Origin of the sequence: Oleomonas cavernae (assembly GCF_003590945.1) — a bacterium.
Lineage (GTDB): Bacteria > Pseudomonadota > Alphaproteobacteria > Zavarziniales > Zavarziniaceae > Zavarzinia > Zavarzinia cavernae.
This window is the reverse complement of the sequence record NZ_QYUK01000011.1, coordinates 2,232,446-2,258,937: the sequence shown is the minus strand read 5'-3', so window position 1 is coordinate 2,258,937 and position 26,492 is coordinate 2,232,446. Positions and strand designations below refer to the sequence as shown.

At 67.4% G+C, this 26,492-nt stretch carries 29 protein-coding genes; 17 read left to right on the top strand and 12 right to left on the bottom strand.

The window, feature by feature from the left end; translation table 11 throughout:
* The first annotated feature begins 42 nt into the window (after window positions 1-42).
* On the top strand, window positions 43-1,461 hold the full coding sequence (pyk, locus tag D3874_RS14670) for a pyruvate kinase (protein WP_119778747.1): 1,419 nt from the start codon (window positions 43-45) through the stop codon (window positions 1,459-1,461).
* Between the two features lie 144 nt (window positions 1,462-1,605).
* On the opposite strand, the gene D3874_RS14665 is transcribed toward pyk, so the two are convergent.
* From D3874_RS14665 to D3874_RS14640, 6 genes are all read right to left on the bottom strand, one after another.
* The gene (locus D3874_RS14665; RefSeq protein WP_199699069.1) at window positions 1,606-1,989 is read right to left on the bottom strand and encodes a YbaN family protein; all 384 of its coding nucleotides are present in this window, start codon (window positions 1,987-1,989) and stop codon (window positions 1,606-1,608) included.
* 84 nt (window positions 1,990-2,073) lie between these two features.
* Window positions 2,074-3,120 (bottom strand): fatty acid desaturase, encoded by a 1,047-nt coding sequence (locus D3874_RS14660; RefSeq protein ID WP_119778745.1) that lies wholly within the window; start codon window positions 3,118-3,120, stop codon window positions 2,074-2,076.
* Between the two features lie 211 nt (window positions 3,121-3,331).
* A complete protein-coding gene (locus D3874_RS14655; RefSeq protein ID WP_119778744.1) occupies window positions 3,332-3,943 on the bottom strand; it encodes an exopolysaccharide biosynthesis protein in 612 nt (203 codons plus the stop codon).
* 24 nt (window positions 3,944-3,967) lie between these two features.
* Window positions 3,968-4,909, bottom strand: a complete 942-nt coding sequence (locus D3874_RS14650; RefSeq protein ID WP_119778743.1) for a bifunctional riboflavin kinase/FAD synthetase — start codon at window positions 4,907-4,909, stop codon at window positions 3,968-3,970.
* A 14-nt stretch (window positions 4,910-4,923) separates the two neighbouring features.
* Window positions 4,924-5,364: a MaoC family dehydratase gene (locus D3874_RS14645; RefSeq protein ID WP_119778742.1), complete on the bottom strand. Its 441-nt coding sequence runs from the start codon at window positions 5,362-5,364 to the stop codon at window positions 4,924-4,926.
* Window positions 5,365-5,439: 75 nt separating this feature from the next.
* On the bottom strand, window positions 5,440-6,873 hold the full coding sequence (locus D3874_RS14640) for a flavin-containing monooxygenase (protein WP_119778741.1): 1,434 nt from the start codon (window positions 6,871-6,873) through the stop codon (window positions 5,440-5,442).
* 321 nt (window positions 6,874-7,194) lie between these two features.
* On the opposite strand from D3874_RS14640, the gene D3874_RS14635 reads away from it, so the two are divergent.
* Genes D3874_RS14635 through D3874_RS14625 form a run of 3 tightly spaced genes read left to right on the top strand, consistent with a single transcriptional unit; the run spans window position 7,195 to window position 9,101 of the window.
* On the top strand, window positions 7,195-7,581 hold the full coding sequence (locus D3874_RS14635; RefSeq protein ID WP_119778740.1) for a response regulator: 387 nt from the start codon (window positions 7,195-7,197) through the stop codon (window positions 7,579-7,581).
* On the top strand, window positions 7,581-8,246 hold the full coding sequence (locus D3874_RS14630) for a protein phosphatase CheZ (protein WP_119778739.1): 666 nt from the start codon (window positions 7,581-7,583) through the stop codon (window positions 8,244-8,246). The genes D3874_RS14635 and D3874_RS14630 overlap by 1 nt, the downstream gene beginning before the upstream one ends.
* A 48-nt stretch (window positions 8,247-8,294) precedes the next feature.
* A complete protein-coding gene (locus tag D3874_RS14625; RefSeq protein ID WP_158596039.1) occupies window positions 8,295-9,101 on the top strand; it encodes a class I SAM-dependent methyltransferase in 807 nt (268 codons plus the stop codon).
* A gap of 33 nt (window positions 9,102-9,134) precedes the next feature.
* Here D3874_RS14625 and D3874_RS14620 read toward each other — a convergent pair whose 3' ends face one another.
* Genes D3874_RS14620 through D3874_RS14610 form a run of 3 tightly spaced genes read right to left on the bottom strand, consistent with a single transcriptional unit; the run spans window position 9,135 to window position 11,638 of the window.
* A complete protein-coding gene (locus D3874_RS14620) occupies window positions 9,135-9,977 on the bottom strand; it encodes a TIGR01459 family HAD-type hydrolase (protein ID WP_119778737.1) in 843 nt (280 codons plus the stop codon).
* Window positions 9,978-9,980: 3 nt separating this feature from the next.
* A complete protein-coding gene (locus D3874_RS14615) occupies window positions 9,981-10,262 on the bottom strand; it encodes a hypothetical protein (protein WP_119778736.1) in 282 nt (93 codons plus the stop codon).
* A gap of 5 nt (window positions 10,263-10,267) precedes the next feature.
* A complete protein-coding gene (locus D3874_RS14610; RefSeq protein WP_119778735.1) occupies window positions 10,268-11,638 on the bottom strand; it encodes a C69 family dipeptidase in 1,371 nt (456 codons plus the stop codon).
* A gap of 81 nt (window positions 11,639-11,719) precedes the next feature.
* Here D3874_RS14610 and D3874_RS14605 point away from each other — a divergent pair, with 81 nt between their 5' ends.
* From D3874_RS14605 to D3874_RS14585, 5 genes are all read left to right on the top strand, one after another.
* Complete coding sequence (locus tag D3874_RS14605) at window positions 11,720-12,211, top strand: glutathione peroxidase (RefSeq protein WP_119778734.1); 492 nt, start codon at window positions 11,720-11,722, stop codon at window positions 12,209-12,211.
* A 60-nt stretch (window positions 12,212-12,271) separates the two neighbouring features.
* Window positions 12,272-12,757: a peroxiredoxin gene (locus D3874_RS14600; protein WP_119778733.1), complete on the top strand. Its 486-nt coding sequence runs from the start codon at window positions 12,272-12,274 to the stop codon at window positions 12,755-12,757.
* A 165-nt stretch (window positions 12,758-12,922) separates the two neighbouring features.
* On the top strand, window positions 12,923-13,243 hold the full coding sequence (locus D3874_RS14595; RefSeq protein ID WP_119778732.1) for a nucleoside triphosphate pyrophosphohydrolase family protein: 321 nt from the start codon (window positions 12,923-12,925) through the stop codon (window positions 13,241-13,243).
* A 264-nt stretch (window positions 13,244-13,507) separates the two neighbouring features.
* Window positions 13,508-14,632 (top strand): lipid A deacylase LpxR family protein, encoded by a 1,125-nt coding sequence (locus tag D3874_RS14590; RefSeq protein ID WP_233559954.1) that lies wholly within the window; start codon window positions 13,508-13,510, stop codon window positions 14,630-14,632.
* A 115-nt stretch (window positions 14,633-14,747) separates the two neighbouring features.
* The gene (locus D3874_RS14585; RefSeq protein ID WP_147385674.1) at window positions 14,748-17,558 is read left to right on the top strand and encodes a M16 family metallopeptidase; all 2,811 of its coding nucleotides are present in this window, start codon (window positions 14,748-14,750) and stop codon (window positions 17,556-17,558) included.
* 21 nt (window positions 17,559-17,579) lie between these two features.
* Here D3874_RS14585 and rnhA read toward each other — a convergent pair whose 3' ends face one another.
* The 3 genes from rnhA to ispH are packed head-to-tail and all read right to left on the bottom strand — an operon-like array spanning window position 17,580 to window position 19,969.
* The gene (gene rnhA, locus D3874_RS14580) at window positions 17,580-18,035 is read right to left on the bottom strand and encodes a ribonuclease HI (protein WP_119778729.1); all 456 of its coding nucleotides are present in this window, start codon (window positions 18,033-18,035) and stop codon (window positions 17,580-17,582) included.
* Window positions 18,016-18,984, bottom strand: coding sequence for a homoserine kinase (locus tag D3874_RS14575; RefSeq protein WP_119778728.1), 969 nt, complete (start codon window positions 18,982-18,984; stop codon window positions 18,016-18,018). Before D3874_RS14575 ends, rnhA begins: the two co-directional genes overlap by 20 nt.
* Window positions 18,985-18,994: 10 nt before the next feature.
* On the bottom strand, window positions 18,995-19,969 hold the full coding sequence (gene ispH, locus D3874_RS14570; protein ID WP_233559953.1) for a 4-hydroxy-3-methylbut-2-enyl diphosphate reductase: 975 nt from the start codon (window positions 19,967-19,969) through the stop codon (window positions 18,995-18,997).
* 105 nt (window positions 19,970-20,074) lie between these two features.
* Between ispH and D3874_RS14565 the strand changes: the two genes are divergently transcribed.
* The 8 genes from D3874_RS14565 to D3874_RS14530 all read left to right on the top strand — a co-directional run bounded on the left by D3874_RS14565 (window position 20,075) and on the right by D3874_RS14530 (window position 26,491).
* Window positions 20,075-20,626 (top strand): hypothetical protein, encoded by a 552-nt coding sequence (locus D3874_RS14565; protein ID WP_119778727.1) that lies wholly within the window; start codon window positions 20,075-20,077, stop codon window positions 20,624-20,626.
* Between the two features lie 72 nt (window positions 20,627-20,698).
* Window positions 20,699-21,535, top strand: a complete 837-nt coding sequence (locus tag D3874_RS14560; RefSeq protein WP_119778726.1) for a crotonase/enoyl-CoA hydratase family protein — start codon at window positions 20,699-20,701, stop codon at window positions 21,533-21,535.
* Window positions 21,536-21,550: 15 nt separating this feature from the next.
* Complete coding sequence (locus tag D3874_RS14555) at window positions 21,551-22,051, top strand: Csu type fimbrial protein (protein ID WP_199699068.1); 501 nt, start codon at window positions 21,551-21,553, stop codon at window positions 22,049-22,051.
* A 181-nt stretch (window positions 22,052-22,232) separates the two neighbouring features.
* Window positions 22,233-22,745, top strand: coding sequence for a Csu type fimbrial protein (locus D3874_RS14550; RefSeq protein WP_158596038.1), 513 nt, complete (start codon window positions 22,233-22,235; stop codon window positions 22,743-22,745).
* A 57-nt stretch (window positions 22,746-22,802) separates the two neighbouring features.
* Complete coding sequence (locus D3874_RS14545; RefSeq protein WP_119778723.1) at window positions 22,803-23,534, top strand: fimbrial biogenesis chaperone; 732 nt, start codon at window positions 22,803-22,805, stop codon at window positions 23,532-23,534.
* A gap of 4 nt (window positions 23,535-23,538) precedes the next feature.
* The gene (locus D3874_RS14540) at window positions 23,539-24,711 is read left to right on the top strand and encodes a fimbria/pilus outer membrane usher protein (protein WP_158596037.1); all 1,173 of its coding nucleotides are present in this window, start codon (window positions 23,539-23,541) and stop codon (window positions 24,709-24,711) included.
* Window positions 24,705-25,940 carry a fimbria/pilus outer membrane usher protein gene (locus D3874_RS14535; protein ID WP_119778721.1) on the top strand — a complete coding sequence of 412 codons (1,236 nt, stop codon included), beginning with the start codon at window positions 24,705-24,707 and terminating at the stop codon, window positions 25,938-25,940. Before D3874_RS14540 ends, D3874_RS14535 begins: the two co-directional genes overlap by 7 nt.
* On the top strand, window positions 25,937-26,491 hold the full coding sequence (locus D3874_RS14530) for a Csu type fimbrial protein (protein ID WP_119778720.1): 555 nt from the start codon (window positions 25,937-25,939) through the stop codon (window positions 26,489-26,491). The genes D3874_RS14535 and D3874_RS14530 overlap by 4 nt, the downstream gene beginning before the upstream one ends.
* The last annotated feature ends 1 nt before the right edge of the window (window position 26,492 follow it).

Genomic DNA, 26,492 nt, shown 5'->3' with positions numbered 1-26,492 from the left:
CCTCCTGATCAGCCAAAGGGCGGCCTCCTGGCCGATTGAACCATGCGCCGTCATCGCCGAGCCAAGATCGTCGCCACCGTCGGGCCGGCGAGCAATTCGCCGGCGATGCTGAAAGCGCTGTTCCTGGCGGGGGTCGATACTTTCCGCCTGAACTTCAGCCACGGCACCCACGAGGATCACGCCAAGGTCCACGCCGCCATCCGCGCGCTGGAACAGGAGACGGGGCGGCCCATCGGTATCCTGCAGGATCTCCAGGGCCCCAAGATCCGCGTCGGCACGATCAAGGACGGCAAGATCGAGGTCGAGGCCGGCGAGACCATCCGCTTCGTCCTGGCGGGGGCGGAGGGCGACAGGTCGGCCATCCCGCTGCCGCACCCGGAAATCTTCGCGGCGGTGGCGCCGGGCCACGACCTGCTGATCGACGACGGCCGCGTGCGCGTGCGCGTGACCGGCTTGGGAAGCGATTTCATCGAGGCGCGCGTCATCGTCGGCGGGGTGATTTCCAACCGCAAGGGCGTGAACCTGCCCGGTACCATGCTGAACCTGTCGCCCTTGACCGTGAAGGACCGGGCCGATCTCGCCTTCGGCCTGGAACTGGGGGTCGACTGGGTGGCGCTGTCCTTCGTGCAGAAGCCCAGCGACATGATCGAGGCGCGCGGGTTGATCGGCGAGCGGGCCGGGCTGGTCGCCAAGATCGAGAAGCCCCAGGCCCTGGCCCATATCGAGGATATCATTCTGCTCTCGGACGCGGTCATGGTGGCGCGCGGCGATCTGGGGGTCGAGATCCCGCACGAGGATGTGCCGGGCCGGCAGAAGGAGCTGGTGCGGGCCTGCCGCCTGGCCGTGAAGCCGGTGATCGTGGCGACACAGATGCTCGATTCGATGGTCGCGGCGCCCACGCCCACCAGGGCGGAGGCTTCGGACGTGGCCACCGCCATCTATGACGGCGCCGATGCGGTCATGCTGTCGGCCGAATCGGCGGCCGGGCGCTACCCGGTCGAGGCGGTCGAGATGATGGACCGCATCATCCGCAGCACCGAACAGCACAAGCTGTATCATTCGATCGTCGCCGTCTCGCAGCCGGATGTGGAGCACACCCCGCCCCACGCTGTCGCCGCCGCCGCGGCCGACCTGGCGGTGGCGATCCAGTGCCCCGCCATCGTCGCCTATACCTCGAGCGGGACGACCGCGGCGCGCATCGCCCGCAAGCGCCCGGCCGTGCCGATCCTGGCGATCACGCCCAGCGAGAAGGTGTCGCGCCGCCTGTGCCTGCTGTGGGGCGCGCACTCCGTCCTGGCCGACAATGTCCACACCTACGAGGAAATGGTCGAGCAGGCGGCGGCCCGCGCAAGGGTCGAGGAATTCGCCAAGCCGATGGACCTGATCGTGGTCGTCGCCGGCATCCCCTTCGCCCAGGCGGGGACCACCAACAACCTGCGCGTGGTGCAGGTCGGCGCCTGATCGGCATCGTGCGTCCTTCGAGACGCCACGCTTCGCATGGCTCCTCAGGATGAGGAAAGTCTTTTTGCCATTAAGATTTTCCTCATCCTGAGGAGGCCCGAAGGGCCGTCTCGAAGGACGCAGGGCGTCTCCGCAAGGAACGCGCTAAGGCCGCCCCGGCCGGGTCACCACATAGGCGCCGCAGGCAGCCAGGCCGGCGGCGACGGCCACGGCCAGCAGGGGGGCGGGGTGGACGCCCAGCCAGAACAGGCAAAAGCCCAGCACCATGCCGGCGCAGGCGGCGATCTTGGCCCGGCGCGGGATGGCACGGTAGTCGCGCCAGTCGCGCAGCAGGCCGCCGAAGCGGGGATGGTTCAGCAGCCAGGCTTCCAGCCGGGGCGAGGAGCGGGCGAAGCACCAGCCGGCCATGATCAGGAAGATCGTGGTCGGCATCAGCGGCAGGAAGGCGCCGATCACGCCCAGGGCAACCATGACGAGCCCCGCGGCAAGCCAGATCGCCTGTTTCACCTTGTCCGTGTGCTGAGCCACCGCAACCGTCCCGGCCAGAGAACGCGCCACCCTCATGAAAGCGGAAAACGGCCCGGCCGCGCCAATCATTTTAGCCGATGGCGATCAGGCCAGGGCGCCGCCCGTGCCATAGAGGGCGCGCATTTCCTTGAAGGAGATCAGGCGGCGCTGGCTCTCGTCCCACAGGGTCAGGCGCACGCACTTCAAGCTCTGCCACAGGGTCAGGCGCGAGACATTGTTGGGCTCGGGATGGTCGCGCAGCACTTCGGGCAGGCGGTAATAGGGGATCCGGCTCGAGAGGTGGTGGACATGGTGCATGCCGATATTGGCGGTGAACCAGCGCAGGATCCGCGGCAGGACGTAGTAGGAACTGCCGTGCAGCGCCGCGTCGTAGAAATTCCAGTTCTCGCTGCCCGACCAGTGGGTGCCCTCGAACTGGTGCTGGACATAGAACAGCCAGACCCCGGCCGCCGCCCCCAGCAGCACGACCGGCAGGTGCACCATCAGCAGGGCCGCCGGCCCCAGGGTCCAGACGATCAGGCCGGTGCCCACGGCGATCGCCAGGTTCGTCGCCATGGCCGACAGCCACGGCGTCCAGCCCTTGCGCATGAAGCCCAGGGGCACCCGGCTTTGCAGGATGAAGAGGTAGATGGGCCCCAAGCCGAACAGCACCGCCGGGTTGCGGTACAGGCGATAGGCAAAGCGGCCCCAGCGCGAGCGGGCCTGGTATTCCCGCACGGTCAGGGTATCGACATCGCCGATGCCGCGCCGGTCCAGGTTGCCGGCGGTGGCATGGTGGATGGCATGGGCGCGGCGCCACACGTCGTAGGGGGTCAAGGTCAGCACGCTGATGACGCGGCCGGTCCAGTTGTTGCCGGCGGTATTGGGGAAGAAGGCGCCATGGCCGCAATCGTGCTGGATCATGAACAGGCGCACCAGCAGGCCCGCGGTCGGCGGCAGCAGCAGGGCATAGAGCCAGTATTGCTCGAAATCGACGGCCAGCAGCATCGCCACCCAGGCCAGGGCGAAGGGCACCACGGTGATCACCAGCTCGAAGGTGCCGCGCCAGGGGCTGGCCTGGCGATAGGCGTTCAGCTTGGCGATCCAGCTTTCGGGTTCGGTTTTCGGGGTCTTGGCTTCGACTGCCGGCATGGCCGCCTCTCCGTCTCTCAGCGCACCTGGATCGCGCGTCGTGGGCGGATCTTCGATGTTCAGGGGGTAAATTCGCAGCGCCCCAATAATGCGCCGAAGTGTCTAAAATTGGATGAACGGCGTCGGCCGACTTGGGATCAATACGCGCGGCGGACAGTAAGCTGTTTGTCGCGCGAAAGCACGATCGTTACTTGGGCGGGCTTGCGACAAATTACGCGGTCAGCCAGTCCGTCGCCTCGATCGTGCCCCACAGGGCGACGCCGCCCACGGCGAACAGCACCAGCGCCGCGGCCAGGCTCAGTGCCAGCAGCACGCCGTCCTCCTCGAGATAGGCGAAGGCGACCAGGATGATGGTCAGGCCCACCGGCACGTTGCTCAAGGGGATGGGCACGAACAGGCCCAGGCCCAGCAGCAGGACGACCACGCCGATCACCCGCTTGGTGGCCTGGAACGGCGTCGGCCAGCGCGGCCGCACGAAGCGTTCGAGCCAGCGCAGCGCCGGGATTAGGCGCGCCAGCAGGGCGGCCAGCTTGTCGGTCGGCACCGGGCGCTGGCTCAGTCGGCGCGGGAAGATCGGCCCGGGATCGGCCCGGATCATCTGGAAGGCGGGCACCGCCAGCAGCAGCCCGGCGACGGGCGAGAGCAGCGGCAGCATGCCGCACACCCCCAGCAGCAGCAGGATGATGCCGAACGAGCGCGGGCGAAGCTGGTTCATCAGCCAGGCAATGGTGACGTCGCCGGCGGGGGCCTCGCTGATCAGCCGCTCCAGGATGGTGGAGGTCGGGGTGTGCGGCCCGGTGCCGGGCGCGGTCGGCGCGCTCATCGCTGCTCCTGGCTGTCCCGCGGGCTACCGGCCTGCGAGCATCTGCCTTGCGGTCGCGCTGTCGGCGGCGATCTGGGCCTTCAATTCGTCGAGGCCGGCGAATTTGCGCTCGGCCCGCACATGGCCGATCAGGCGCACCTCGATGGTGCGGCCGTAGAGATCCTCGGCGAAATCGAACAGGTGGGCTTCCAGGTTCACATCCTCTTTGCCGAAGGTCGGCCGGCGGCCGATGTTGGCGACCCCGCCCACCGTGCGGCCGTCGTCCAGCACCGCCTCGATCGTATAGACGCCGAGCGCCGGGCGCAGGTAGTCGCCCATGGCGACATTGGCGGTGGGAAAGCCGATGGTGCGGCCGCGCTGGTCGCCCTGCATCACCGTGCCGGTGATCGACCAGGGGCGGCCCAGTTGCGCGGTCGCCGACTTGATATTGCCGGTCTCCAGCGCGCGGCGGATGCCGCTGGAGGAATAGCTTTCGCCCGGGCTGCAGTCGTTGTCGCCGATGGGGTCGACCACGGTCAGGCCGAAGCCCTCGATCTCGGCCATGTGGCGCAGCAGGGGGACATCGCCGCCCCGGCCCCGGCCAAAGCAGAAGTCGAAGCCGATGACGATGTGCACGACGCGCAGCCGGTCCACCAGCAGGTCGATGACGAAATCCGCCGCCAGCATGTTGGAAAGCTGCTCGTCGAACGGCTGCACCACCATCACGTCGAGGCCGCAGGCGGCAAACAGGCGCGCCTTGTCGGCCAGCGGCGTCAGGCGGAAGGGCGGGGTGTCGGGGCGGAAGAACTGCCGGGGGTGCGGCTCGAAGGTCATCACCCCGGCCGGCGCGCCCATGGGCGCCGCGATCTGCTGGACCCGGGCGATCAGGCTCTGGTGGCCGCGATGCACGCCGTCGAAATTGCCGAGCGCCAGCACCGCCCCCTGGGCCGGGGGCGGGATGTCGTCGCGAAGATCAACGGTAAGCACGACTGCTTGAGGGATCAGGCGGCCACGGGCCGGCCGGGCACCATGATCGTGGCTTCACCCTCGACCACCACCTTGCCGCGCACGGTGCAGGTGGTGGCGAAGACGGCGCGCTTCTTGTTGGGGTCGAGCTCGATCACCTTGGCTTCGGCCACCACGGTGTCGCCGATCTTCACCGGCGCCTTGAACTTCAGGGTCTGGCCGACATAGACGGCACCCGGGCCGGGCAGCTTGGTGCCCAGCACGGCGGAGATCAGCCCGGCCGACAGCATGCCGTGGGCGATGCGCTCCTTGAACGGGGTGGTCGCGGCATATTCGGCGTCCAGGTGCACCGGGTTGGTGTCGCCCGAGACGCCGGCGAACATCAGGATGTCGGCTTCCGACACGGTCTTGGAGAAGCGGGCGGCCTGCCCGATGGTGAGGTCTTCGAAATAGATGCCCTGATACTGCGACATCATCCGCCCTTCATCTGCGTGTGCTCAAGGTGGGCGACCTTAATGGCGCCATAGGGCGGGTGCAAGGGCGGCCCCGCCTCACGCGCCGATATCGCGAAGCACGCCCTCGATTGCGTCGCGGTAATCGCGCGGCAGGACCCGCCGTCCCCATTGCGCCAGCCGCTTCCAGCGGCTGAGAGGGACACCGAGATCGGCCAACATCTCGTCGATGTTTCGAATGGAGAACGGGATGACGCTGGTTCCGCGGGCGTGATTGCCGTTGGTCCGAGCTTTCATGTATGCGAGTTCGAGAGCGACCTGCTCTCGCCGCTGCTCGACTGGCGGGAGTTGTAGCGCACCTGCCAGATACGCGGCGGTCCATACTGCGCCGATTTCGGCGTTGATGGTGCTGAACACAGACGAGTTGTAGCCGCAGAACGTCAGGTTCGGAACATCGTGCGGCAGAATCCGCCGGAACAACTCGAAGTTGCCGTCTTCATCATGGATGTTTACCGCCCCATCGAGAAACGGCACGGCCTGTTCGAATCCGGTCGCGGCGACAACTAGGTCAGCAGGAATGACTGCTCCGTCGTCGAGTTGTGCATTTCGCCCGGCGCCCAATGAGACGACTGCTCTGTCACGTTTGACGACAATAGCACCGGAGCGAACAGACTGAATGAAGCCGTCCGACATCATGCTGCTGGTGCTTTGGCCGATGTCCTCGAACCGTCCATCCGGTATCAAGCCCACATCACCGAGATGCTGGTCCGCGATCGTCAAGCGGCGGATGAGGGACCACGCCGGCCGGAAGACGCCGGGGTGAGCGAACATCGTTTCCGTCATGCGAGTCATTGCGATGTCTTCAATGTCTCGGCCCAGCATCCGCTTGGAACCCTTCCACAAGAGGCGCCGCGCAACGATCGTCACCGAGTCAGCGACCGTCGAGAGGGAGACAGCAACGTCGCACGCAGACTTGCCGTAGCCGACCACGATCACGTTCCGGCCGCGCGCCTCGTCCAGCGTCAGGCGCTGCGATGGCGCCTTGACGATGCCGCCAGACGCAGCGTAGGTGTCGGCGCCTGGCCACTGTAGAATCCGCGGCACGGAGAAGACTCCGTTGGCGACAACGAGGTGGTCTATACCGTGATTCTCGCCGGCTTCGGTCGTCAGCGTCCAACCGTCGGCGGTTGGCGCAGCATGCGCGATGCCCGTGCTCAACTTCAGGCTGTCAGCGAGGTCGAAGCGCTCGACATACGCCGCGATGTGAGACTGCCATTGCGCGGCTGACGGGAAGTCGGGCCATGAGCTCGGCGGCTCGTGATCGGTGAACGTATAGGTGTGACGGGTGTTTTGGGTCTTCAGGCCTGGATAGTGCCTCATCGTACTCCACACACCACCGACGTCAGGCGTTCGGTCGAAGGTCAAGACCTCATGGCCGACACGCCGCAACACTTTGGTCGCGACGAGTCCTGCAATGCCGGCTCCGACAACACCAATTCGCGCGGATCGAGTACCAGCCGCTGCCCTGCGCATCGATCGTCCGTTCAGCCTTTCCGGAGCATCGGGCAGCCCCGCTCGGTACGGAGGAAGCCTTCCAGCTCACATTTACCGGCACCTAGCGTCTCGTATCCGACATAATAGGCACGGATTTCAGCAATCTTCCCATCCCTGAACAAATACCATTCAGCGCCACGGATGGCCGGCGAGATGATGCCAAGGCGGTCCGGCAGCGGTGGCAACGGGGTCGAACCCCCCGCGAACAGTTTACCGTTTCTCAAGCATCAGCGGCGACGATCACCCTCAGTCGCCGCATCCGCGGCCCATGTTCGTGACAAAGCACAGGACCAGAAGCACATGTCCGTCGACCTGCAAATGCCGATCCTGATCGTCGACGACTACAAGACGATGCTGCGCATTATCCGCAACCTGCTGAAGCAGCTCGGCTTCGATAATGTCGACGAAGCCACCGACGGGCAGCAGGCGCTGTCCCGCCTGAAGGCCAAGCCCTACAGCCTGGTGATCTCGGACTGGAACATGGAGCCGATGACCGGCTACGACCTGCTCAAGGAAGTCCGTGCCGACGACCAGCTCAAGAAGACGCCGTTCATCATGATCACGGCGGAATCGAAGACGGAAAACGTCATCGCGGCCAAGCAGGCGGGCGTGAACAACTACATCGTCAAGCCGTTCAACGCCGAGACGCTCAAGACCAAGATGCGCGCCGTCCTGGGCGATTTCTGATGCTGGCCGACGCCCTCCATACCAAGGTCGGCGATCTGGTCGATCACCTGCGCAACACCCGGGCGACGCCGCCCAGCCTGGTCGACATCGCGGCGGTGACCGAGGTGCTGATCGGCACCATGCAGGCCTATTTCCGCTCGATCGACACCGAGATCTACCGGGAATTCCGCAATCTCTCTGACTATATCGCCCGGGCGCGGGGCGAGATCGCCTCGCTGCGTCCCAGCGACCTGAAGAACGAGCGGCTGCCGCGCGCCGGGCGCGAACTCGAGGCCATCGTCCGCTCGACCGAGGATGCGACCAACACCATCATGGCCGCGGCCGAGGCGATCATGGCCAGCGACCCGGCCCCGGCCGTGAGCGAGCGCTGCATGGAAATCTTCGAGGCCTGCTCGTTCCAGGACATCACCGGCCAGCGCATTTCCAAGGTGGTCGAAACCCTGACCTATATCGAGGACCGGGTCGCGCGCCTGAAAGACGCCCTGGGCGCCGAGCATGATGCACCGCCCCCGGAGGCCCCGCCCACCGGCGACCGCGCCCTGCTGAACGGCCCCGCCCTCGAGGGCGAGGGCATCGCCCAGGACGAGGTCGACCGCCTGATGGGGACCCCGGCGCCGGCCAAGCCCCAGGCCAGCCAGGCCGATATCGACGCGCTGTTCGACTGATCCCGCCGCCTCGACTATCCTTGGCGTCTTCTGGCCGGGGAGAATCGGGTGGCGGTTGATTTGACGGGCGTTTCGGAAACGCTGCTGATCCCGCTCTATGCCCAGTGGCGCGAGAACCGTCGCCGCCGGCCGGTCCTGCAGGACCCCAAGGTGGACGAGATCGTCGAGCGCCTAGGGGTCAGCTTCGCCAAATTCATGCCCAGCGCGGTCGAGCGCATCCTGATCGTGCTGCGCAAGAAGATCATCGACCGGCTGGTCGCCGATCACCTGCGCCGCCACGCCGGCCGCGCCGCGGTGATCAACCTGGGCTGCGGCCTGTGCAGCCGCTTCGACCGCCTCGACGACGGCAAGGTGACCTGGATCGACATCGACCTCGCCGCGGTCGAGCCGATCTGGCACGAGGCCTTTGCCGGTCACGACAGCCGGCGCCGCTTCGTGCGCGGCTCGGTCGAGCAGGCCGACCTGTTCGACACGCTGGCGGTGCCCCAGGGCGGGGTGCCCATCGTCATCCTCGAAGGCGTCTCGATGTATCTGTCGGAAGACAAGATGCGCGACCTGGCCGCTCGCATCGCCGCGCGCTTCCCCGGCGCCACCTTCGTCTTCGACATTCTCGCCTCGTGGATCGCCCGCGGCTCGGCCCTCTATCCCTCGATCGCGGTCACCGGCGCCCGCTTCACCTGGGGCCTGGACAAGCCCAAAACGGTCGAGTCCTGGGGCCCGGGCTGGCGCCTGATCGAGGATGTCTCGCTGGCCCGCCACCTCAACGCCGTCTATGGCCCGCTGGGCTGGCTCGGCCGCCTGAACCCGGTGCTGCGCAGCGCCTACCGGGTCCTGGCGCTGAAGCTCGGCCGCTAAAAGCCCTCTCCGCCCTTTGGGGGGCAGAGGGAACTACCACCTGAACCGATCGATCGCGGCGGTTACGTGGATGCCGTGGCTGTCGAGCACCTGGCCAAGCCGTGCCCCGTCCGGCGGGTCGTTCCACAGGTCGGCATGGACGCCGCCGGTCACCAGGATCGCGGGGATGCCTTGGGCATTGGCGCCGGGAATATCGGTCTCGATCCCGTCGCCGATGGCGATGGTGTCGGCCGGCAAGGTGCCCAGGATCGCCAGGGAGCGGTCATAGACGGAAGGATAGGGCTTGCCGTGCCAGTCGACCCGGCCGCCCAGGGCCTCGTACAGCTTGGCCACAGCCCCGGCGCAGGGAATGACCTTGTCGCCGCGCATGACGATGCGATCGGGATTGGCGCAGACCAGGGTCAGGCCGCGGGCCTGGCAGGCTTCGAGCTGGTCGCGGTAGGTCTCGGCCGTCTCGGTATCGTCGTCGAACAGGCCGGTGCAGACGATCAGGTCCGCCGCCTCGGCCGTCTCGACCAGGTCCATCTGAAGGCCGTCGAACAGGGGCCGGTCGCGCTCGGGGCCGATGTGCAGGACGGCGCCCAGGCCCTGCGCCTCGAGCGCCGTGCGCGCCGCATCGCCCGAGGTCACCACGGCATCATAGAGGTTGCGCGGCACGCCCAACCGGTCCAGTTGCAGATAGACCAAACTCGAGGGGCGCGGGGCGTTGGAAAGCATGACCACGCGGCCGCCCTTCGCCTTGAACCGGGTCAGTGCATCGAGGGCCTCGGGAAAGGCGGCGATCCCGTTGTGGACCACGCCCCACAGGTCGACGACGGCGCCCTCGGGCTTCTCGAGCAGGGGGGCGAGGTGATCGACAATCGTTACAACAGGCATGCTTCAGTCGTCCTTGGCGACCCGGCGCGCCAGCATCAGTTTCAGTTCGGCCAGTTCCTTCAGGGTTTCACCGTGGCTGCGGCGCAGAAGGTCTATTTCGGCCAGGAAATCGGCGCGGTCGCCGGCGCGCAGGAACAGCACATGGCCCTGCAGGGCCGCGAAGAAGACGCCGATCCCCACCACCGTCCCGTTGACACCCGGCCACAGGTCGTGGGTGGCAAAGCCGGCCGCGGCGGCGACCAGGGCATAGGAGATGATGGCCAGGATCTGGATGGACAGGGGCATCGGGGTCACATGGGTTGGGTATGGGCGCGCTTGGCAAGATGGCGCCAATGATAGCGGAACAAGGCGCCGGGGCGGCGGGCGATCGGCCCGTCCTCGGCAATGCGGGTCCAGCGGGCCAGGGCATCCTCGGCCACCGTCCAGGCAGCCTGGCCGACCTGGGACAGCAGATGGCGCCGTTCGGCGGCAGGCCTGTCGGCCGCCGCCGCGCGGGCACGCTCGATTTCGGCCATCAGGGCCACTTCCAGCGCGTCGCGGGCAGGGGCATAGAGCGCCAGCCGGCTGCCGTGATCCTGGATCACCGCGCGGTGCAGCCGCTCCTGCCGCCACCACAGGCACGCGCCGTCCGCCCGGTCGGTCGGCGCCGGCTCGGCGACGGGCAGGCCGGTCTCGATGAAGAAGGGCCGGAACAGGGCGGTGCAGGGGGCCGAGCCGCCGGTGGCCCAGATTTCGCTCAAGGCGCGGTCCAGGGCGGCGACCAGGCTCATGGTGGTCTGCGCGGCGCGGCGCGCCGGTCCGTGGCCGCCATGGGCGCAGATGCTGGACGGCAGCAGGCCGTCCGGGCGCCAGCCGGCACGATGGCCGCGCGGCCCGTGGTCGCGCAGCACGCCCATCAGGTCGCGCAGATGGACCGAGCCCTTGGCGGCCTGGGCGTCGATCAGGCCGCGGGCCCGGCAGGCGCGCTGGCGACCGCGCGCGGCAAAACTCCTGAACGGGTCGGCGAAGGCGCGGGCGAAGTCGAACGGGGCGTCGGCCCTGGCCCAGCCGCGCTCGACGGCAAAGGCCTTGGCATTGCCCGACAGGCGTTCGAAGCGGCCATGAATCGAATAGGCGTTGGAGATCGCCCGCGCACCGGTCACCCGTTCCACCGCCCAATGCTGGCCGGCCGTCTCCACCACGAAGGCATCGCGGCTGTCGGCGATCAGGAAGGCGCTGTCATAGTGGAAGGGCCGGCTGTGGCCGCCATCGGCACCCTGGCCATAGCGCTCGACCAAGGTGGTGATCACGGCGACCGCGGATTCGGCCGAGCGGGCGCGCTCGAGGCCCAGGCGCACCAGGTCCATGCCCGACAGGGCAGGGGCGGCGTCCTTGGCCGGCCTGACGCGCGAGAACACCGCCTCGTTGCCGATCGCCAGGCCATGTTCGTTCACGCCCATTTCGGCGCCCCACATCCAGTAGGGGCGGCAGATCAGGACGGCGGCGGTCTCATAGACCTCGGGCAGGCTCAGATAGGTGGCGTGCAGCATCGCACCGGGCGCCGCGCGGCGCCGCCGATGGACTTCAATGACCTGTGCTTCGCTGCCCTCACGGTCGCTGTTCTTGGCGAACAGCATGGCGCCGCCTGAGACCGCGGGCGGCACGACCATGGTGTCGCACATGCTGCCTTCTCCTTATGGGCTTGAAATAGCAGGAGGGAGCCCCCCTTTCTATGGTGGCGAGGCCCAATCCGGGAGGATGTCATGGCAAATGCACACGATTTCAGTTTTCCAGGGATCGACGGCGGGGAAATCCGCCTGAGAGATTTCGCCGGCAAGCCGGTCCTGGTGGTCAATACCGCTTCGGCCTGCGGGCTGACGCCGCAATACGCGGGGCTCGAAGCCCTGTGGAAGAAGTACGGCGGCGAGGGCCTGGTGGTCCTGGGCGTGCCGGCCAACGACTTCGGCGCCCAGGAGCCGGGGACCGAGGCCGAGATCAAGACCTTCTGCGAAACCCGCTTCGCGGTCGACTTCCCCATGGCCGCCAAGCAGCCGGTGATCGGCGGCAGTGCCCATCCCTTCTATGCCTGGGCGGCGGCGGAACTGGGCGAGGCGGGCACGCCCAAATGGAATTTCCACAAGTACCTGATCGCGCCCGACGGCACGCTCGCTGCCTCGTTCGGCTCGCGCACGGCGCCTGAGGCACCCGAAGTGGTCGAGGCGATCGAGGCGGCCTTGGCGACCCCCACCGCTTGATGCTTAATGCCGCGGTCGGCGCCGATCGGCGCCCGGCCCAGATTCCCAAGGAGAGATCCCATGACGATCCAGGTTGGCGATAGCGTTCCCGAAGCCACCTTCATGACCATGACCGACAAGGGCCCGGCGCCGGTGCCCTCGGCCGAGCTGTTCGGCGGCAAGACCGTGGTGCTGTTCGGCCTGCCCGGTGCCTTCACCCCCACCTGTTCGGCCAAGCATGTGCCGGGCTTCGTCGGTCAGGCCGATGCCCTGAAGGCCAAGGGTGTCGACACCATCGCCTGCATCTCGGTCAACGACGCCTTCGTGATGGGCGCCTGGGGCAAGGACCAGAAGGTCGAGGACAAGGTCCTGATGCTGGCCGACGGCAATGCCGACTTCACCAGGAAGGCCGGCCTCGACCTCGACCTGGCCGGCTTCGGCATGGGCACCCGCTCCAAGCGCTATGCCGTCGTGGTGAAGGACGGCAAGGTCGCCGCCCTGGCGATCGAGCCCAACCCCTCGGCGCTCGACGTCTCGTCGGCCGAAGCGGTGCTGAAGCTGCTGTAAGGAAAAGCCCTCTCCGCCCTTTGGGGGAGAGGGTTGGGTGAGGTGGGTCGGCGGCGTAGAACGCGTTCTGTCCCGGCCACCACCTCACCCTCCCGCTGCTTGGCAGCAGCGGGCCCCTCCCTCTCCCCCGCAAGCGGCGGAGAGGTGTGACTGGAAAGGCTTCCCATGAACCTCAGAGAGTATCAGGCCTTCACGCCGACCACGGCGGTCTATCCGGCCGAGCGCGAGCTCGAATATCTGGCGCTGGGCCTGGCCAGCGAGGCGGGCGAGGTGGCCGGGGTGGTCAAGAAGTGGATCCGCGACGGCGCTGCACCGCCCGTGGTCGCGGACAAGATCGCGGCAGAACTGGGCGACGTCTGCTGGTACCTGGCGCAGTTGTGCAATGCCACCGGTCTCGATCTCGAAGCCGTCTTCGCCGCCAATATGAAGAAACTCCAGGACCGCAAGGCGCGCGGCGTGATCGCCGGTTCGGGCGACAATCGCTGAGCGCGAGCCGCCGCCGCCGGCTTCAACGGAAACCGTATTTTAACGACTCCCGCGCTACAGCGTAACGCGGCGAGACCGGCGCGCTGCCCAAGCCTTGGGCAATTAACCAAGCGTTAGCCATACCCCCGCCGAAGCGGTTCGGAAAGACCGCTATTCGCCTGAAAAACGGGTGGTCTTACGGCTGAATCTGTCGCCGTTCCGAGGCAGATTGAACCCACATCGGCGGTTCAAGCCGTTCAGACTTTCCCAGTAGGAGTAATTGCCATGATCGCAGTGCGCGCGGTCGGGAACGGGATGTTTTTGTCTTCATCGGCGGCGGCCTTGCTCGTCGCTGCCTTCGCCACTGCCGCTGCCGATACCGCGCGGGCGCAGGCCGACGCCCCCGATCTGCAGGCCGCCGTGCTGGCGTCCCTGACGGTGCCAGCACAAGCGCCGGCCCAGGTCACCGCGACCGCCGGCGAGGATCCCACCGACGACAGGGGAACCCTGTCGCTGCAATGGGAGAATGACCAGTTCGGCGGCAATACCGATCAGCACTATACCAACGGCCTGCGCGCCAGCTATCTGCTGTCCTCGCACGATACGCCGGTGGCGGTGGTGGAGATCGCGCGCGGCCTGCCGTTCTTTCCCGAGGAGGGCGATGTCCGGCTGGGCTTCTCGATCGGCCAGAGCATCTTCACGCCCCATCACGGCGAGGTCTGGCGCCATGTCAACAAGGGGCGGCCCTTTGCCGGCTGGCTCTATGGCGGGGTGCAACTGACCAACGATACCGGCAAGCAGCTCGACGGTTTCGAGATCCAACTGGGTGTGGTCGGGCCCAGCGCCGGCGCCGAGGCGGTGCAGGACTTCTATCACGATACGACCGGGTCCAATCGGTTTCGCGGCTGGGATTACCAGCTCAGCGACGAACTGGGCGTGGTCGTGGCCTACGAGCGCAAATGGCGCCTGATGGCGGAGCGGGCACCCGGCGACTTAGGCATCGCCTTCGAGCCGTCGGTGGGGGCGGCGATCGGCAACGTCTTCACCTATGCGGCGGTCGGCGGCATGCTCAAGGTCGGCAGCGACGTTTCCAGCGATTGGGGCCCGCCCCGGGTTCGCCCGGCCCTGTCGGGTACCGGCGCCTTCAAGCCGGTCGACGATTTCGAGTGGTACGTCTTCGCCGGGGTCGAGGGCCGCGCCGTGGCCCGCAACATCTTCCTCGACGGCAATACCTTCTCGGACAGCCAGCACGTCGACAAGAAGACCCTGGTCGCCGATTTCCAGGCCGGTGCGGTCGTTACCATCGGCAAGGTCCGGCTGACCTATACCCAGGTCTACCGGACCGAGGAATATGTCGGCCAGAAGAAGCGCGACCTGTTCGGCGTCCTCTCGGCATCGTTCAGGCTCTAGGCCCGGCCTCGATCCGCGGGATTTTGTCGCGGATTCAGGCCTGTGCTAGCTTGCCGTCCCAGGGCGGCCGCCCCATCGTCTCGATTCGGCCGCCCGGGCTGGATCGGAGGCATCGGTGAGAGTCTTTCTGGCGGCCGTCGCGGCACTGATGCTGCTGGTGGCGGTTGGCGGCGGCGAGCTGGCGGCCCAGCCGGCGGCGGCAACCACCGACTATCACCAGCGCGTGCTGGCCAACGGCCTCACCGTCCTCAGCGCCCCCGACCAGGACACGGCCACTGTTACCGTCCAGGTCTGGTATCGGGTCGGCTCGAAGGACGACCCGCAGGGCCGCTCGGGCTTTGCCCATCTGTTCGAGCACATGATGTTCAAGGCCTCGCGCAACCTGCCCGACGGCATGCTCGACCAGTTGACCGAGGATGTGGGCGGCACCAACAACGCCCAGACCTGGAACGACTTCACCGATTACTACGCGGTCGTCCCGGCCAACCACCTGGAACGCATCCTGTTCGCCGAGGCCGATCGCATGGCCTCGCTGGTGATCGACGAGGCGACCTTCAACGCCGAGCGCAACGTGGTGAAGGAGGAGTACCGCGAGCGCATTCTGGCCGATCCCTATGGCGCGCTGTTCGGCCTCTACATGTCGCAGGAGAGTTTCCGAGGGCATCCCTATGGCAGGCCCAGCATCGGTTCGATCGTGGACCTCGATGCCGCCACCCTGGACGAGGTGCGGCGGTTCCACGCCACGTTCTATCGCCCCGACAATGCCGTCCTGGTGATCGCGGGCCGCTTCGACCCGGCGCAACTGGACGCGCTGGTCGATCGCTATTTCGCCCCGATCGCCAGGCCCGCGCGGCCGATTCCGGCCAATGATGCGCCCGTGCCGGTGCGCACCGCAGCCTCGGTATCGACCTATTACGCCCCCAACCTGCCGTTTCCCGCGACGGTCCTCTCCTATCCCGCGCCGGGCTACGGCGATCCCGACCGGCCGGCGCTCAGCGTGCTGAACGCCATTCTCTCGGCCGGCGGCTCGTCGCGCCTCTACAACCACCTCGTCTACGAGCAAAAGCTGGCCAACAGCGCCAGCGCGAGCCTGCAAACCATGCGCCTGGGCGGCTGGTTCGCGCTGGTCGCGGTGATGACCGGCGGCCATACGGTCGCGGAAGGGGAGGCGGCGCTGGCGGTGGAAGTGCAGCGCCTGCGCGACGAACCGGTGACCCCCGCGGAACTGGACGAGGCCAAGAACGAATTGATCGCCTCGATCCTGCGCAACCAGGAAACCGCGGTCGACCGGGCCTTCCAGCTCGGCTATTCGACGATGATGACCGACGATCCGGCCTATGGCGACGGCGAGACCGCGCGCCTGAGCGCCGTGACCGCCGCCGACGTGCAGCGCGTGGCGCGAAAATACCTGGTCGACAGCCAGCGCGTCACCCTGCGCTACCTCGACGAGAGCAGCCGCGCGGGCCAGGCGGCGACACCCCCACCTGGCCGGGCCGTGATCACCCTGAGTGACCTGGATGCGACGGCCCCGGTGGTCACGCTGGCGCCCCCGGCGTCCCGTCTCCCCCTGCCGCCGGCGGGGCCGGTGGTGGCGGTGCCGACACCCGACGTGGTCAGCCGGACCCTGGACAACGGCCTGCGCATCGTCGTGGCGCCCTCGTCCCGGGTGCCGCTGGCCTCGGCCTGGATGGTATTCGACGCCGGCAGCAGCTTCGATCCGGCCGACAAGGCGGGCCTCGCCATGCTGGTGGCGGAACTGGTGACGACCAGCACGACCGACAAGCCGGCGCCGGTCCTGGCCGCCCAGACCGAACAATTGGGCGCGGTGGTCGGGGCCGAGACCAATTCGGATTTCGCCTATGTCTATGCCAATGCGCCGGTCGGCGTCTTCGAGCAGAGCCTGGACCTGATGACGCAGATGATCCGCAGCCCGGCCCTGGGCGCGGACGATCTCGCGCTGTCGCGGTCACAGGCGATCGACGGGGTGCAGTGGGCGCGGACCGATCCCGGCATGGTAACCCACTTGGTTCTGAAGCGGCTGCTGTACGGCACCGGCCGCTACGGTGCCTCGACCGACGGCACGGCCCAGTCGCTGGCACGCATCGGCCGCGACGATGTCGTGGCCTTCTATCGCGCGCATTGGCGGCCCGCGACCGCCACCCTGATCTTTGTCGGCGACATCGAACCCGATCGGGCCTTTGCCCTGGCCCAGCGCAATTTCGGCGATTGGCATGATACGCAGGCCGTGGCGGCGCCGCCGGCGGTCGATCCGCAGCCGGGCCCGCGGGTGGTGGTGGTCGATCAGCCCGGGGCGGGGCAGGCGGCGGTGATGGCCGGGGTACCCGCGGTCAAATACAACGACGACAGCTATTATCCCCTGCTGGTCACCAGCGCGATCCTGGGCGGCGGCACCGGCGCCCGCCTGAACAAGGCGATCCGGATCGAGCGCGGCCTGTCCTATGGCGCCTGGGCTTCCCTGGCCTCGGGCAGTGCCGGCGGCTCGCTTTCCGCCTATGCCCAGACCCGCAACGATGCCGCGGCCGAAGTCTCGACCCTGATGCTGGGGGAATTCGCGCGGCTGGCGGAAAGCCCGGTGCCGCAGGCCGAGATCGACGCGCGCACCGAACCGCTGATCGGCGGTTTCGCCCGCAGCCTGGAAACCGCCGACGGCCTGGGCGGTACGCTGGCCGCCATGGTGTTCTATGGCCGGCCCCTGAGCGAACTGGCCGATTACGCGCCCAAGATCAGGGCGGTTACCCCGGCCCAGATCCAGGAAGCCGCCCGCCGCTTCTTCGGACAAGACCGCATCGACCTGGTCTTCTACGGCGATGCCAAGGCCTTCATCGAACCGCTCAAGGCCCGCTACCCCAAGCTGACCCTGATCCCGGCCGACAAGCTCGATCTGGACGGCAAGGTCGCGCCTTGAGGGATGGGGCGGTAGGAGTCCCTACCGCCGCGGCGTGGCGGCGCGGGCGATTTCGTCGACGCGTTCGTTCAGGGGATCGCCATTGTGGCCCTTGACCCAGCGCCAGTCGATCTTGTGGCCGGCGGTGGCGGCGTCCAGGCGGCGCCACAGGTCCTCGTTCTTCACCGGCTTCTTGTCGGCGGTCTTCCAGCCGTTGCGCTTCCACCCCAGGATCCACTTGGTGATGCCGTCCATCACATAGCGGCTGTCGGTGAACAGGCGCACGCTCGATGGCTTCTTCAAGGCCTCCAGCGCCGCGATCGCGCCCATCAGTTCCATGCGGTTGTTGGTGGTCGCCGCCTCGCCGCCCGAAAGTTCCTTCTCGGTGCCGCGCCAGCGCATGATGGCGCCCCAGCCGCCGGGGCCGGGGTTGCCGGAACAGGCGCCGTCGGTGTGGATCTCGATCAGCTCGGCGGTGTCAGGCGCTGGTGATGCCATAGGTCTCGGGTCCTGACGCCTGGGCGTGAAAACGCAGCTTGTTGAGATACTCGATCGGGTCCTTGGGCCGCACCAGGGCGCCGGGCACCTGGTTCAGCCAGTCGTAGAGGCGGGTCAGCAGGAAACGCAGCGCCGCGCCGCGGGCCAGCACCGGCACCGCCGCGGCCTCCGCCACCGACAGCGGCCGCGCCGCCGTATAGCCGCGCGACAGGGCCATCGCCTTGGTCGCGTTGAAGGCGCCGTCCGGCTCGAAACACCAGGCATTCAGGCAGATCGCCAGGTCGTAGGCATAGAAATCATTGCAGGCGAAATAGAAGTCGATGATGCCGGAGACGTCGTCGCCGATGCAGAAGACATTGTCGGTGAACAGGTCGGCATGGATCACGCCGCGCGGCAGATCGGCCGGCCAATGGGATTCGAGGAAGGCCAGTTCGTCGGCGATGGTCCGGCCCAAGCCGTCGCGCACCGAGTCGGCCCGGGTGACGCAATCGGCCACCAGGCGACGCCAGCCGGCCAGGGACAGGGCATTCTCGCGCGTCAGGGCAAAGCCGCGCCCGGCCTCGTGCAGGCCGGCCAGGGCGGTGCCCACGCTGGCGCATTGTTTCACCGTCGGCCGGCGTGGCGACATGCCGGTCAGGAACGAGACGATCACCGCCGGCCGTCCGGCCAGGCGGCGCAGGGCGCGGCCGTCGATGCCATGGATCGGCGTGGGGCAGGACAGGCCGGCCAGGGCCAGGTGATCCATCAGGCCGATGAAGAAGGGCAGGTCGGCCTCGGCCACGCGCTTCTCGAACAAGGTCAGGATGAAGCGGCCGCGCGTCGTCTCCAGCAGGAAGTTGGAATTCTCCACGCCTTCGGCAATGCCCTTCATGGAGAGCACTTCGCCCAGGTTATATTCGGTCAGGAACTGGGCGAGCGCGTCGTCGTCGACATCGGTATAGACGGCCATCAGGGGCTACTCAGGCGGACAACGCGCGCGGCAGTTTGAACTGGATGTGCTCCTCGGTCACCGTCACCAATTCGACCGTGACGGCGAAACGCGCGCGGAAACCGTCGATCAGCGCCTCGACCAGGCTTTCGGGGGCGGAGGCGCCGGCGGTGATGCCCACCACCTTGGCCCCTGCCACCTGGTTCCAGTCGAGTTCGCCGACATGCTGGATGCGCAGGGCTTTCTGGGCGCCGGCACGGGCGCCGACCTCGACCAGACGGACGGAATTGGACGAATTGGGTGCGCCGATCACGATCAGCGCGTCGCAGCGCGGCGCGATCGCCTTCACCGCCTGCTGGCGGTTGGTGGTGGCATAGCAGATGTCTTCCTTGTGCGGCGCCCGGACTTCGGGGAAGCGCTGCTGCAAGGCGGTGACGATGCTGGCGGTATCGTCGACCGACAGGGTGGTCTGGGTGATGAAGGCCAGGCGGCCGGGGTCGGCCGGGGTGAGCCGCGCCACATCGTCGACGGTTTCGACCAGGGTGATCGCCCCTTCGGGCAGTTGCCCCATGGTGCCGACCACTTCCGGGTGGCCGGCGTGGCCGATCATCAGCAGGTGCATGCCCTGCTCGTGCAGCCGCTCGGCCTCGACATGAACCTTGGAGACCAGCGGGCAGGTGGCATCGAGATAGAACAGGCCGCGCCGCGCGGCTTCCGCCGGCACCACCTTGGGCACCCCATGGGCCGAGAATACCACCCGGGCGTCGGCCGGCACCTCGTCCAATTCCTCGACGAAGACGGCGCCCTTGGCTTCCAGTGATTCGACGACGGTGCGGTTGTGGACGATCTCGTGGCGCACATAGATCGGCGGGCCGAACCGCTCCAATGCCAGTTCGACGATCTGAATCGCCCGGTCCACCCCGGCGCAAAAGCCGCGCGGCGCCGCCAAAAGGATGGTCAAGGGGGGCTTGCTGCTGCCGTCCATCAGGGTTTCCGGGATCGCCATGGGGTCGCCTTGTGCCCGCCCGGCTGCTTGTCTAGAGTGCGGCCGGCGGCGCCTGTATCCGCGCCGCACCATAATCCGTCAGGCCTGCGAAAGGGAAGCAAAGTGATGGGCATTGTGCCGCAAAGGTTCAGCCAGGCCGCCGCCGTCGCCCTGCTCGCCACCGTCCTGCTGGCCGGCTGCTCGTCGAGCAAGGAAGCCGAGACCGCCAAGGCCGAGTGCCCGGCCATGTCGGTCCTGAGCGATGCCGCCAGCCTGCAGCAGTTCCGCGACGGCCCCGGCCGCACCCCCGACGACGTGGTCTACGACGTCGAGGTGCTGGACGCCAAGCTGCTGTGCGACGGCCCGCAGGGCGGCCAGGTGACGGCCCAGGTCGGCCTGTCGATCTATGTCCGCAAGGGCCCGGCCGGCAAAGGCCTGACCGAGGTCACCGTGCCCTATTTCGTCACCGTGACCGAAACCAACACCCGGGTCCTCAGCCGCGCCACCTACAACAGCCAGGTGGAATTCGGCAATGGCAAGTCGAGCGGCGGCGTGATCGAAAACGTGACCGTGACGGTGCCGCTGGAAGGCAAGTCGCCTTATGCCTTCGAGGTGCTCACGGGGATTCAGCTCACCCCCGCCCAATTCGCCGAAAGCCGCAAGCGCCGGGGACGGTAGACGCCCAAGCTTGGGGCTGGCGCCGCCCCGCGGCCGTGCTATCTCTCGGTGAAAACCGGGAGGAGACGGGTAATGGCCTATGAGGCGTTCGAACTGACGGTCAAGGATCATGTCGCGCATCTGGCGCTGAACCGGCCGGGCAAGCTCAACACCATGATCCCGGCCTTCTGGACCGAGATCGTCGAGATCTTCAAGACGCTGGAGCAGGATCCTACGGTCCGGGCCGCGGTCATCTCGTCGACCGGCCGCCACTTCACCGCCGGCATGGACCTGTCGGTATTCACCAGCCTGGTGCCGGCCACGGGCGACCAGGGCCGCCTGCGCGAGCAACTCCGCCGTATCGTGCTGACCATCCAGGAATGTTTCAACGTCATCGAGAAGGCGCGCTTTCCGGTGCTGGCGGCGATCCAGGGCGGCTGCATCGGCGGTGGGGTCGACATGGTGACGGCCTGCGACATGCGCTATTGCAGCGCCGACGCCTTCTTCCAGGTGGCCGAGATCAATATCGGCATGACCGCCGATGTCGGCACGCTGCAACGCCTGCCGCATGTGCTGCCGTCGGGCATGGTGCGGGAATTGGCCTATACCGGCCGGCGCCTGTCGGCCCGGCAGGCCCTGGCCTTCGGCCTCGTCAACGAGGTGTTCGAGACGCATGATGCGCTGGTCGACGGCGTGTTGGCGATCGCGGCGGAAATCGCGGGGCACAGCCCGCTGGCCGTGGCCGGCACCAAGGAGATGCTGAACTACGCCCGCGACCATTCGGTGAGCGACAGCCTGAACTATATCGCGACCTGGAATGCGGCGATGTTCATCGGCAACGACATGGCGGAGGCTTTCGCGGCCAAGGCGGCGAAACGGCCCCCGGTCTACGAGGACCTGCAGCCGGTGACCGGGCGCCTGTTCGGCTAGGGGATGGAGGCAACCATGCGAAGCCCGGCCGGCCTGTCGACGATTGTCGCCGTTCTCGCCATGGCATCGACGGCGCATGCGGATACCGCCACCGCGGTGATGACGCCGACCATGACTGTCGCGGCCAACTGCATCGTCACCGCCAGCGATCTCGATTTCGGCGCCTACAACCCGTTGGCGCCGGCGCCGGGCGACGCCGCGACCACCTTGCAGGTGACCTGCACCAATACCACGACCTATGCGGTGAAGCTGGGGCTGGGGACCGGGGCCGGGGCGACGTTTGCCCAGCGCCGGATGACCGGACTGACCTTTACCACCCAGACGCTGATCTATTCCCTCTACACCGATGCGGGACGCTCGCAATTGTGGGGCGACGGAACGGGCGGCTCCGGCACCGCCGCCGGGACGGGAAGCGGCACGGCCCAGACTCTGACCGTCTACGGGCGGATCCCGATCGGCCAGTTTCCCCGCGTCGACAGCTACAAGGATACGGTCAACGTCACGATCAATTATTGAATGGCCGATCCTGGATGGGCTGTATGTCCCCGGCCATCCGAATAGATGAACGGTGCTGTCAGCCTATTCGGGACTCTATTGCGGACTTTACCCGATTTTAACTTTATGCGCAGAGGCTGCGGAAAGGTGGCTGGGCATGCCGTCATTGGCGGCCTGGGCTACACTATGGGAGACTAAGCGCATGCGTTCGGCATCAGCGGTTATCGGGGCCTTGGGCCTCGCAGCCTTGGCGATCGGCGCGGCCCAGGCGGCCAGCGACCACGCCGGTCCAAGCTTCCAGGTCACGGCCTCGGTGGCGGCGTCCTGCAGCACGTCGATCGGGAACCTGGCCTTCGGCGCCTATGACCCGGGGTCGGCCCGCAGCGGTTCGACCACCCTGGTGGTGACCTGCACCAATGGCACCGCCTACCGGGTCGGCGCCGATGAAGGCGTCAACGGCGCTTCGGTGACCACGCGCCAGATGGAGTTGACCACCGGCACCGACCTGCTGGCCTACTCGCTGACGATCGGCACCAATGGCGGCTCCCATCTGGGCAGCAACTGGGGCAACGACACGACGGGCGGCACGGACACGGTCGACGGTACGGGCACCGGTGCCGCGGTCAACGTCACGATCAACGGCTCGGTTGCTGCAGCGCAGTATGTGGCCCCCGGCAGCTATGCCGACACCGTGACGGTCACGGTCTGGTATTGATGTAACCGGCACATCCTCTAACCTTCCATCGGGGATGCCGTTCGAGGAGGGGATGTGATGAGTCGGTTGTGGCGCCTGCCGCTGGTGCAATGGCTTGCCGCCCTTGTCCTTTGCGGCGCTGCCTTCGCCAGCCACCCGGCCTCGGCCAGTTCGATTCAGGTCTCGCCGGTGCGGGTGGAGCTTTCGGGCGATCAGCCGGTCATGGCGATCTATGTCACCAACAACGGCCCCGCCGCGCTGCTCGTCCAGGCCAGCGTGATGAGCTGGGCCCAGGCAGCGGGCGAGGATGAATATGCCGCCACGCGCGACGTGCTGGTCAACCCGCCCCAGTTCCGTCTGGAACCCGGCCAGCAGCAGCTTGTCCGCTTTGGTCTCGCCAATCGCCAGATCCTGGGGCCGAACGAGGGCAGCTATCGTGCCTTCCTCCAGGAAGTCCCCGAAACCCCGCCGCAGGGCGCAACGGCGCTGCAAACCGTCCTGCGCATCTCGGTGCCTGTCTTCATTGCCCCCAACGGCGGTGCCCGGCCGGGCGGTGCGTGGGCGGCCGCCAAACAGGGCGGCAGTGTCGTGTTGCGTTTCCAAAACACCGGTAATATCCACCTGCAGCTGGGCAAGATGCGCGTCGTCGACGGCGAGCGGACCCTGGCAACGATCGAGGTTGGGGGCTATGTCCTGCCGGGACAGACACGCGACTGGCCGCTCGCCGGGGTCGGCTCGCTGCCGGCCGGGGCCAAGATCGCCGCCGAAAGCGATCAGGGCGGCGTCGAGCAGGTCATCGGCGGGCATTGAGCGATTGTCCGCCGCCAGGGCCGCCGTGCTTCTGGCCGCGTTGGCCATGCAGCCCGGCCTGTCCCGGGCACAGCAACCGCTGCCGGCCGGCGACGGTGCGGCAGCGGACGAGACCCTGTTCGTCGGCTTCGAGATCAATGGCCGGCCCAGCGACCTGGCCGCGGTGGTGCGCCGCCGGGGGGGCGACTACCTGATCCGCGATGCGGACCTGGCCGCCCTGCGCCTCAATATCCCCGATGGTGTGGCGCTCGAAATCGATGGCGATGTCTATCGGCTGTTGTCGGCGTTGCAGCCGATGGCCGTATCGCTGGACGAGGGGCGGCAGGTCTTGCTCTTGAGCCTGCCCCAGACGGCCATGCAGGCGACCAGCGTGAACTTCGGCCGTGGCCCGCTGGTACCGCCCACCAGCCGCGACTGGTCCTTGTTCCTCAATTACGATGCGGCACTTGCCACCACCGAGACCTACGCGCTGGGCAGCGGCGCGGTCGAGGGAGTACTGTCCGGCCCCTACGGCTCGCTGACCAACAGCGGGTTGGGGCGGATGCGGCTGGATGGCGGGATCGGGGGCGGGGCGCGCAGTGGCGATACCCAATCCACCGACAGCGCGGTACGTCTCGAGAGCACTTATACCTACGACAATCCCGACAACCTGACCCGGCTGCGGGTGGGCGATTCCGTTTCCGGCTATTCGAGTTTTGCCCAGCAGGTCCGCTTCGGCGGCATCCAGTTCTCGACCGATTTCAACCTGCGTCCCGGGCAGTACAAGTTCGGCGCCCCGGGCCTGGCCGGTTACCTCGACAACGACGCGTCGGTGGCGCTCTACGTCGATAATGTCTTGCGTTACACGGGCAGCCTGCCGGCCGGCCCGTTCTCGTTCAACGATCTGCCGGTTACCACCGGGGCGGGCGAGACGCGCCTGGTGGTGCGCGACCTGCTGGGGCGTGAGCAGGTCATCACCTCGTCCTACTATGTCAGCGGCGACGCGCTGGCGGCCGGGACGCAGGAATATTCCTACGAGCTGGGTGCCCTGCGCGACGACTATGGCCGCCGCAGCTTCGACTATGGCGACGCCTTCCTGTCGGGCACCCACCGGCTGGGACTGACCGATTGGCTGACCGCCGAGGTACATGGCGAGCTGCAGGCCGACCGCTACCAGCTCGGCGGGGGGCCGTGCTGATCCTGCCCCGTATCGGCCAGCTCTCGGGAACCTATGCGATATCGCAAAGCGATCGCTTCGGCGACGGCTGGCTGTGGAATGTCGGCTTTCAGCGCCTGGGCAGCATCGGCTCGGTCTCGGGCGTGTGGGAACGGGCAAGCGAGAATTTCACCCAGATGGACGCCAACCCGGCGGAGCCTGACGACCGCCGCCTGATCGGGCGCGCCCAGGCCAATGTCGGGGTCAATCTGGGCACCCTGGGCAGCCTGTCGGTGGGCTATGGCCGGCTGCGCTTTTCCGATGGATCGCTGCCCACGGTTTCAACCGCCACCTATGCCGTGCGCTTGACCGATCGCACCACGCTCAGCCTGATCGCGGCGGAATCTCAGCCCAACGATGTCGGCAACAGCGATGATCAGCGCACGCTCGCCTTGCTGTGGACGACGGTGTTCGGCTCTCGCCGCAGCGCCACGGCCCAGGTCGGTCACGACAATACCGGCACCTATGGCAGCGTCGACCTGCGCCAGCAGCGCGACGGCCTCTACGGCTTCGACTACGAGCTTCGCGCCGACCTGGGCAACGGCGACCTGCTCGACCGCGGCATCGGCCGGGTCGACTGGACCACGCCGCACGGCGCCTTCGATGCGACGGCCAGCATCGACGGCGACCAGTATGGGCTGCAGCTCGCGGCCTCGGGCGGGGTTGTCGCCGCGGGTGGCGGCGTCTTCGCCACCGAACAGATCCATGACAGTGTTTCGGTCGTCACGGTGCCGGGCTACGGCGATGTCACGGTCTATCGCGACAACCAGGCGGTGGGCAAGACCGATGCCGACGGCCGTTTGCTGATCCCCAATGTCCGCGCCTATGAACAGAACGACGTGCGCCTTGAACCGCGCGACCTGCCGATCGATGCCACGGTCGATTCCGACCGGGTGCTGATCGTGCCGCGCTCGCGCGGGGCGGTGGTGGCGCGGTTCCCGGTCAAGCGCCAGTCCAGCGCCATCGTGATCGTCAAGCGCGCCGACGGCACCTGGCCGCCGGCCGGCGCCGAGGTGACGTTCGAGGGCGGCGTCGACGCCTCCTTCACCGGCTATGACGGCGAGGTTTTCATCTCGGATCTGTCGCAGGCGGTGGCGGGCAGCATCGCCTTCGGCGGTGGAACCTGCCGCTTCACGGCCCCGGCCAAGCCTGCGGACTCCGAAGCCCTGCCCAAGCTCGGGCCGGTGACCTGCGTGGAGGGGCCGCCATGAGCCTGCACGCCCTCAAGCGGCTGGCCGGTTTCGCGATCCTGTGCGCGGGTGCGCTGCTGTTCCAGGCGCGTGACGCCCAAGCGATCATCTGCGGCCTGCTGACCACCTGCACCTGCACGCTCTCGACGGCCAGCAGCCTGAATTTTGGCGCCTATGACCCGTTCTCCCAGACCGATGCGACAGTCGGCGGGACCATAACGGTCGCCTGCCAGGCAACCGGCATCCTCTCGACCAGCTTCCCCTACACCCTCAGCCTCAATGCGGGCATCAATTCGAGTTCCAGTTTCACGCCGCGCAAGCTGAAGCTCACGACCGGCAGCACGCTGGCCAACTACAATATTTTCAAGGACACCGCCGGTACGCAGATTCTGGGCAACGGGACCTCGTCGACATCGACGGTGACCGGCACCTGCGACATCGGCTCCATCCTCATCCTGGGAAAATCCGCCTGCAGCATCGTCCACAATTTCTACGGCCGCGTTTTCTATGGCCAGACGAGCCTGGTGCCAGGCACCTATAACGACACTCTCACCTGGACCTTGAGCTACTGAT

What these genes read in the sequence shown, in the direction of transcription:
- pyk (WP_119778747.1), top strand. Translation starts at nt 43, where the DNA reads ATGCGCCGTCATCGCCGAGCCAAGATCGTCGCCACCGTCGGGCCGGCG.
- D3874_RS14660 (WP_119778745.1), bottom strand. Translation starts at nt 3,120, where the DNA reads ATGCCGGCAGTCGAAGCCAAGACCCCGAAAACCGAACCCGAAAGCTGG.
- D3874_RS14655 (WP_119778744.1), bottom strand. Translation starts at nt 3,943, where the DNA reads ATGAGCGCGCCGACCGCGCCCGGCACCGGGCCGCACACCCCGACCTCC.
- D3874_RS14645 (WP_119778742.1), bottom strand. Translation starts at nt 5,364, where the DNA reads ATGATGTCGCAGTATCAGGGCATCTATTTCGAAGACCTCACCATCGGG.
- D3874_RS14640 (WP_119778741.1), bottom strand. Translation starts at nt 6,873, where the DNA reads ATGCGCAGGGCAGCGGCTGGTACTCGATCCGCGCGAATTGGTGTTGTC.
- D3874_RS14635 (WP_119778740.1), top strand. Translation starts at nt 7,195, where the DNA reads ATGTCCGTCGACCTGCAAATGCCGATCCTGATCGTCGACGACTACAAG.
- D3874_RS14630 (WP_119778739.1), top strand. Translation starts at nt 7,581, where the DNA reads ATGCTGGCCGACGCCCTCCATACCAAGGTCGGCGATCTGGTCGATCAC.
- D3874_RS14620 (WP_119778737.1), bottom strand. Translation starts at nt 9,977, where the DNA reads ATGCCTGTTGTAACGATTGTCGATCACCTCGCCCCCCTGCTCGAGAAG.
- D3874_RS14615 (WP_119778736.1), bottom strand. Translation starts at nt 10,262, where the DNA reads ATGCCCCTGTCCATCCAGATCCTGGCCATCATCTCCTATGCCCTGGTC.
- D3874_RS14610 (WP_119778735.1), bottom strand. Translation starts at nt 11,638, where the DNA reads ATGTGCGACACCATGGTCGTGCCGCCCGCGGTCTCAGGCGGCGCCATG.
- D3874_RS14605 (WP_119778734.1), top strand. Translation starts at nt 11,720, where the DNA reads ATGGCAAATGCACACGATTTCAGTTTTCCAGGGATCGACGGCGGGGAA.
- D3874_RS14600 (WP_119778733.1), top strand. Translation starts at nt 12,272, where the DNA reads ATGACGATCCAGGTTGGCGATAGCGTTCCCGAAGCCACCTTCATGACC.
- D3874_RS14595 (WP_119778732.1), top strand. Translation starts at nt 12,923, where the DNA reads ATGAACCTCAGAGAGTATCAGGCCTTCACGCCGACCACGGCGGTCTAT.
- D3874_RS14590 (WP_233559954.1), top strand. Translation starts at nt 13,508, where the DNA reads ATGATCGCAGTGCGCGCGGTCGGGAACGGGATGTTTTTGTCTTCATCG.
- rnhA (WP_119778729.1), bottom strand. Translation starts at nt 18,035, where the DNA reads ATGGCATCACCAGCGCCTGACACCGCCGAGCTGATCGAGATCCACACC.
- D3874_RS14575 (WP_119778728.1), bottom strand. Translation starts at nt 18,984, where the DNA reads ATGGCCGTCTATACCGATGTCGACGACGACGCGCTCGCCCAGTTCCTG.
- ispH (WP_233559953.1), bottom strand. Translation starts at nt 19,969, where the DNA reads ATGGCGATCCCGGAAACCCTGATGGACGGCAGCAGCAAGCCCCCCTTG.
- D3874_RS14565 (WP_119778727.1), top strand. Translation starts at nt 20,075, where the DNA reads ATGGGCATTGTGCCGCAAAGGTTCAGCCAGGCCGCCGCCGTCGCCCTG.
- D3874_RS14560 (WP_119778726.1), top strand. Translation starts at nt 20,699, where the DNA reads ATGGCCTATGAGGCGTTCGAACTGACGGTCAAGGATCATGTCGCGCAT.
- D3874_RS14555 (WP_199699068.1), top strand. Translation starts at nt 21,551, where the DNA reads ATGCGAAGCCCGGCCGGCCTGTCGACGATTGTCGCCGTTCTCGCCATG.
- D3874_RS14550 (WP_158596038.1), top strand. Translation starts at nt 22,233, where the DNA reads ATGCGTTCGGCATCAGCGGTTATCGGGGCCTTGGGCCTCGCAGCCTTG.
- D3874_RS14545 (WP_119778723.1), top strand. Translation starts at nt 22,803, where the DNA reads ATGAGTCGGTTGTGGCGCCTGCCGCTGGTGCAATGGCTTGCCGCCCTT.
- D3874_RS14530 (WP_119778720.1), top strand. Translation starts at nt 25,937, where the DNA reads ATGAGCCTGCACGCCCTCAAGCGGCTGGCCGGTTTCGCGATCCTGTGC.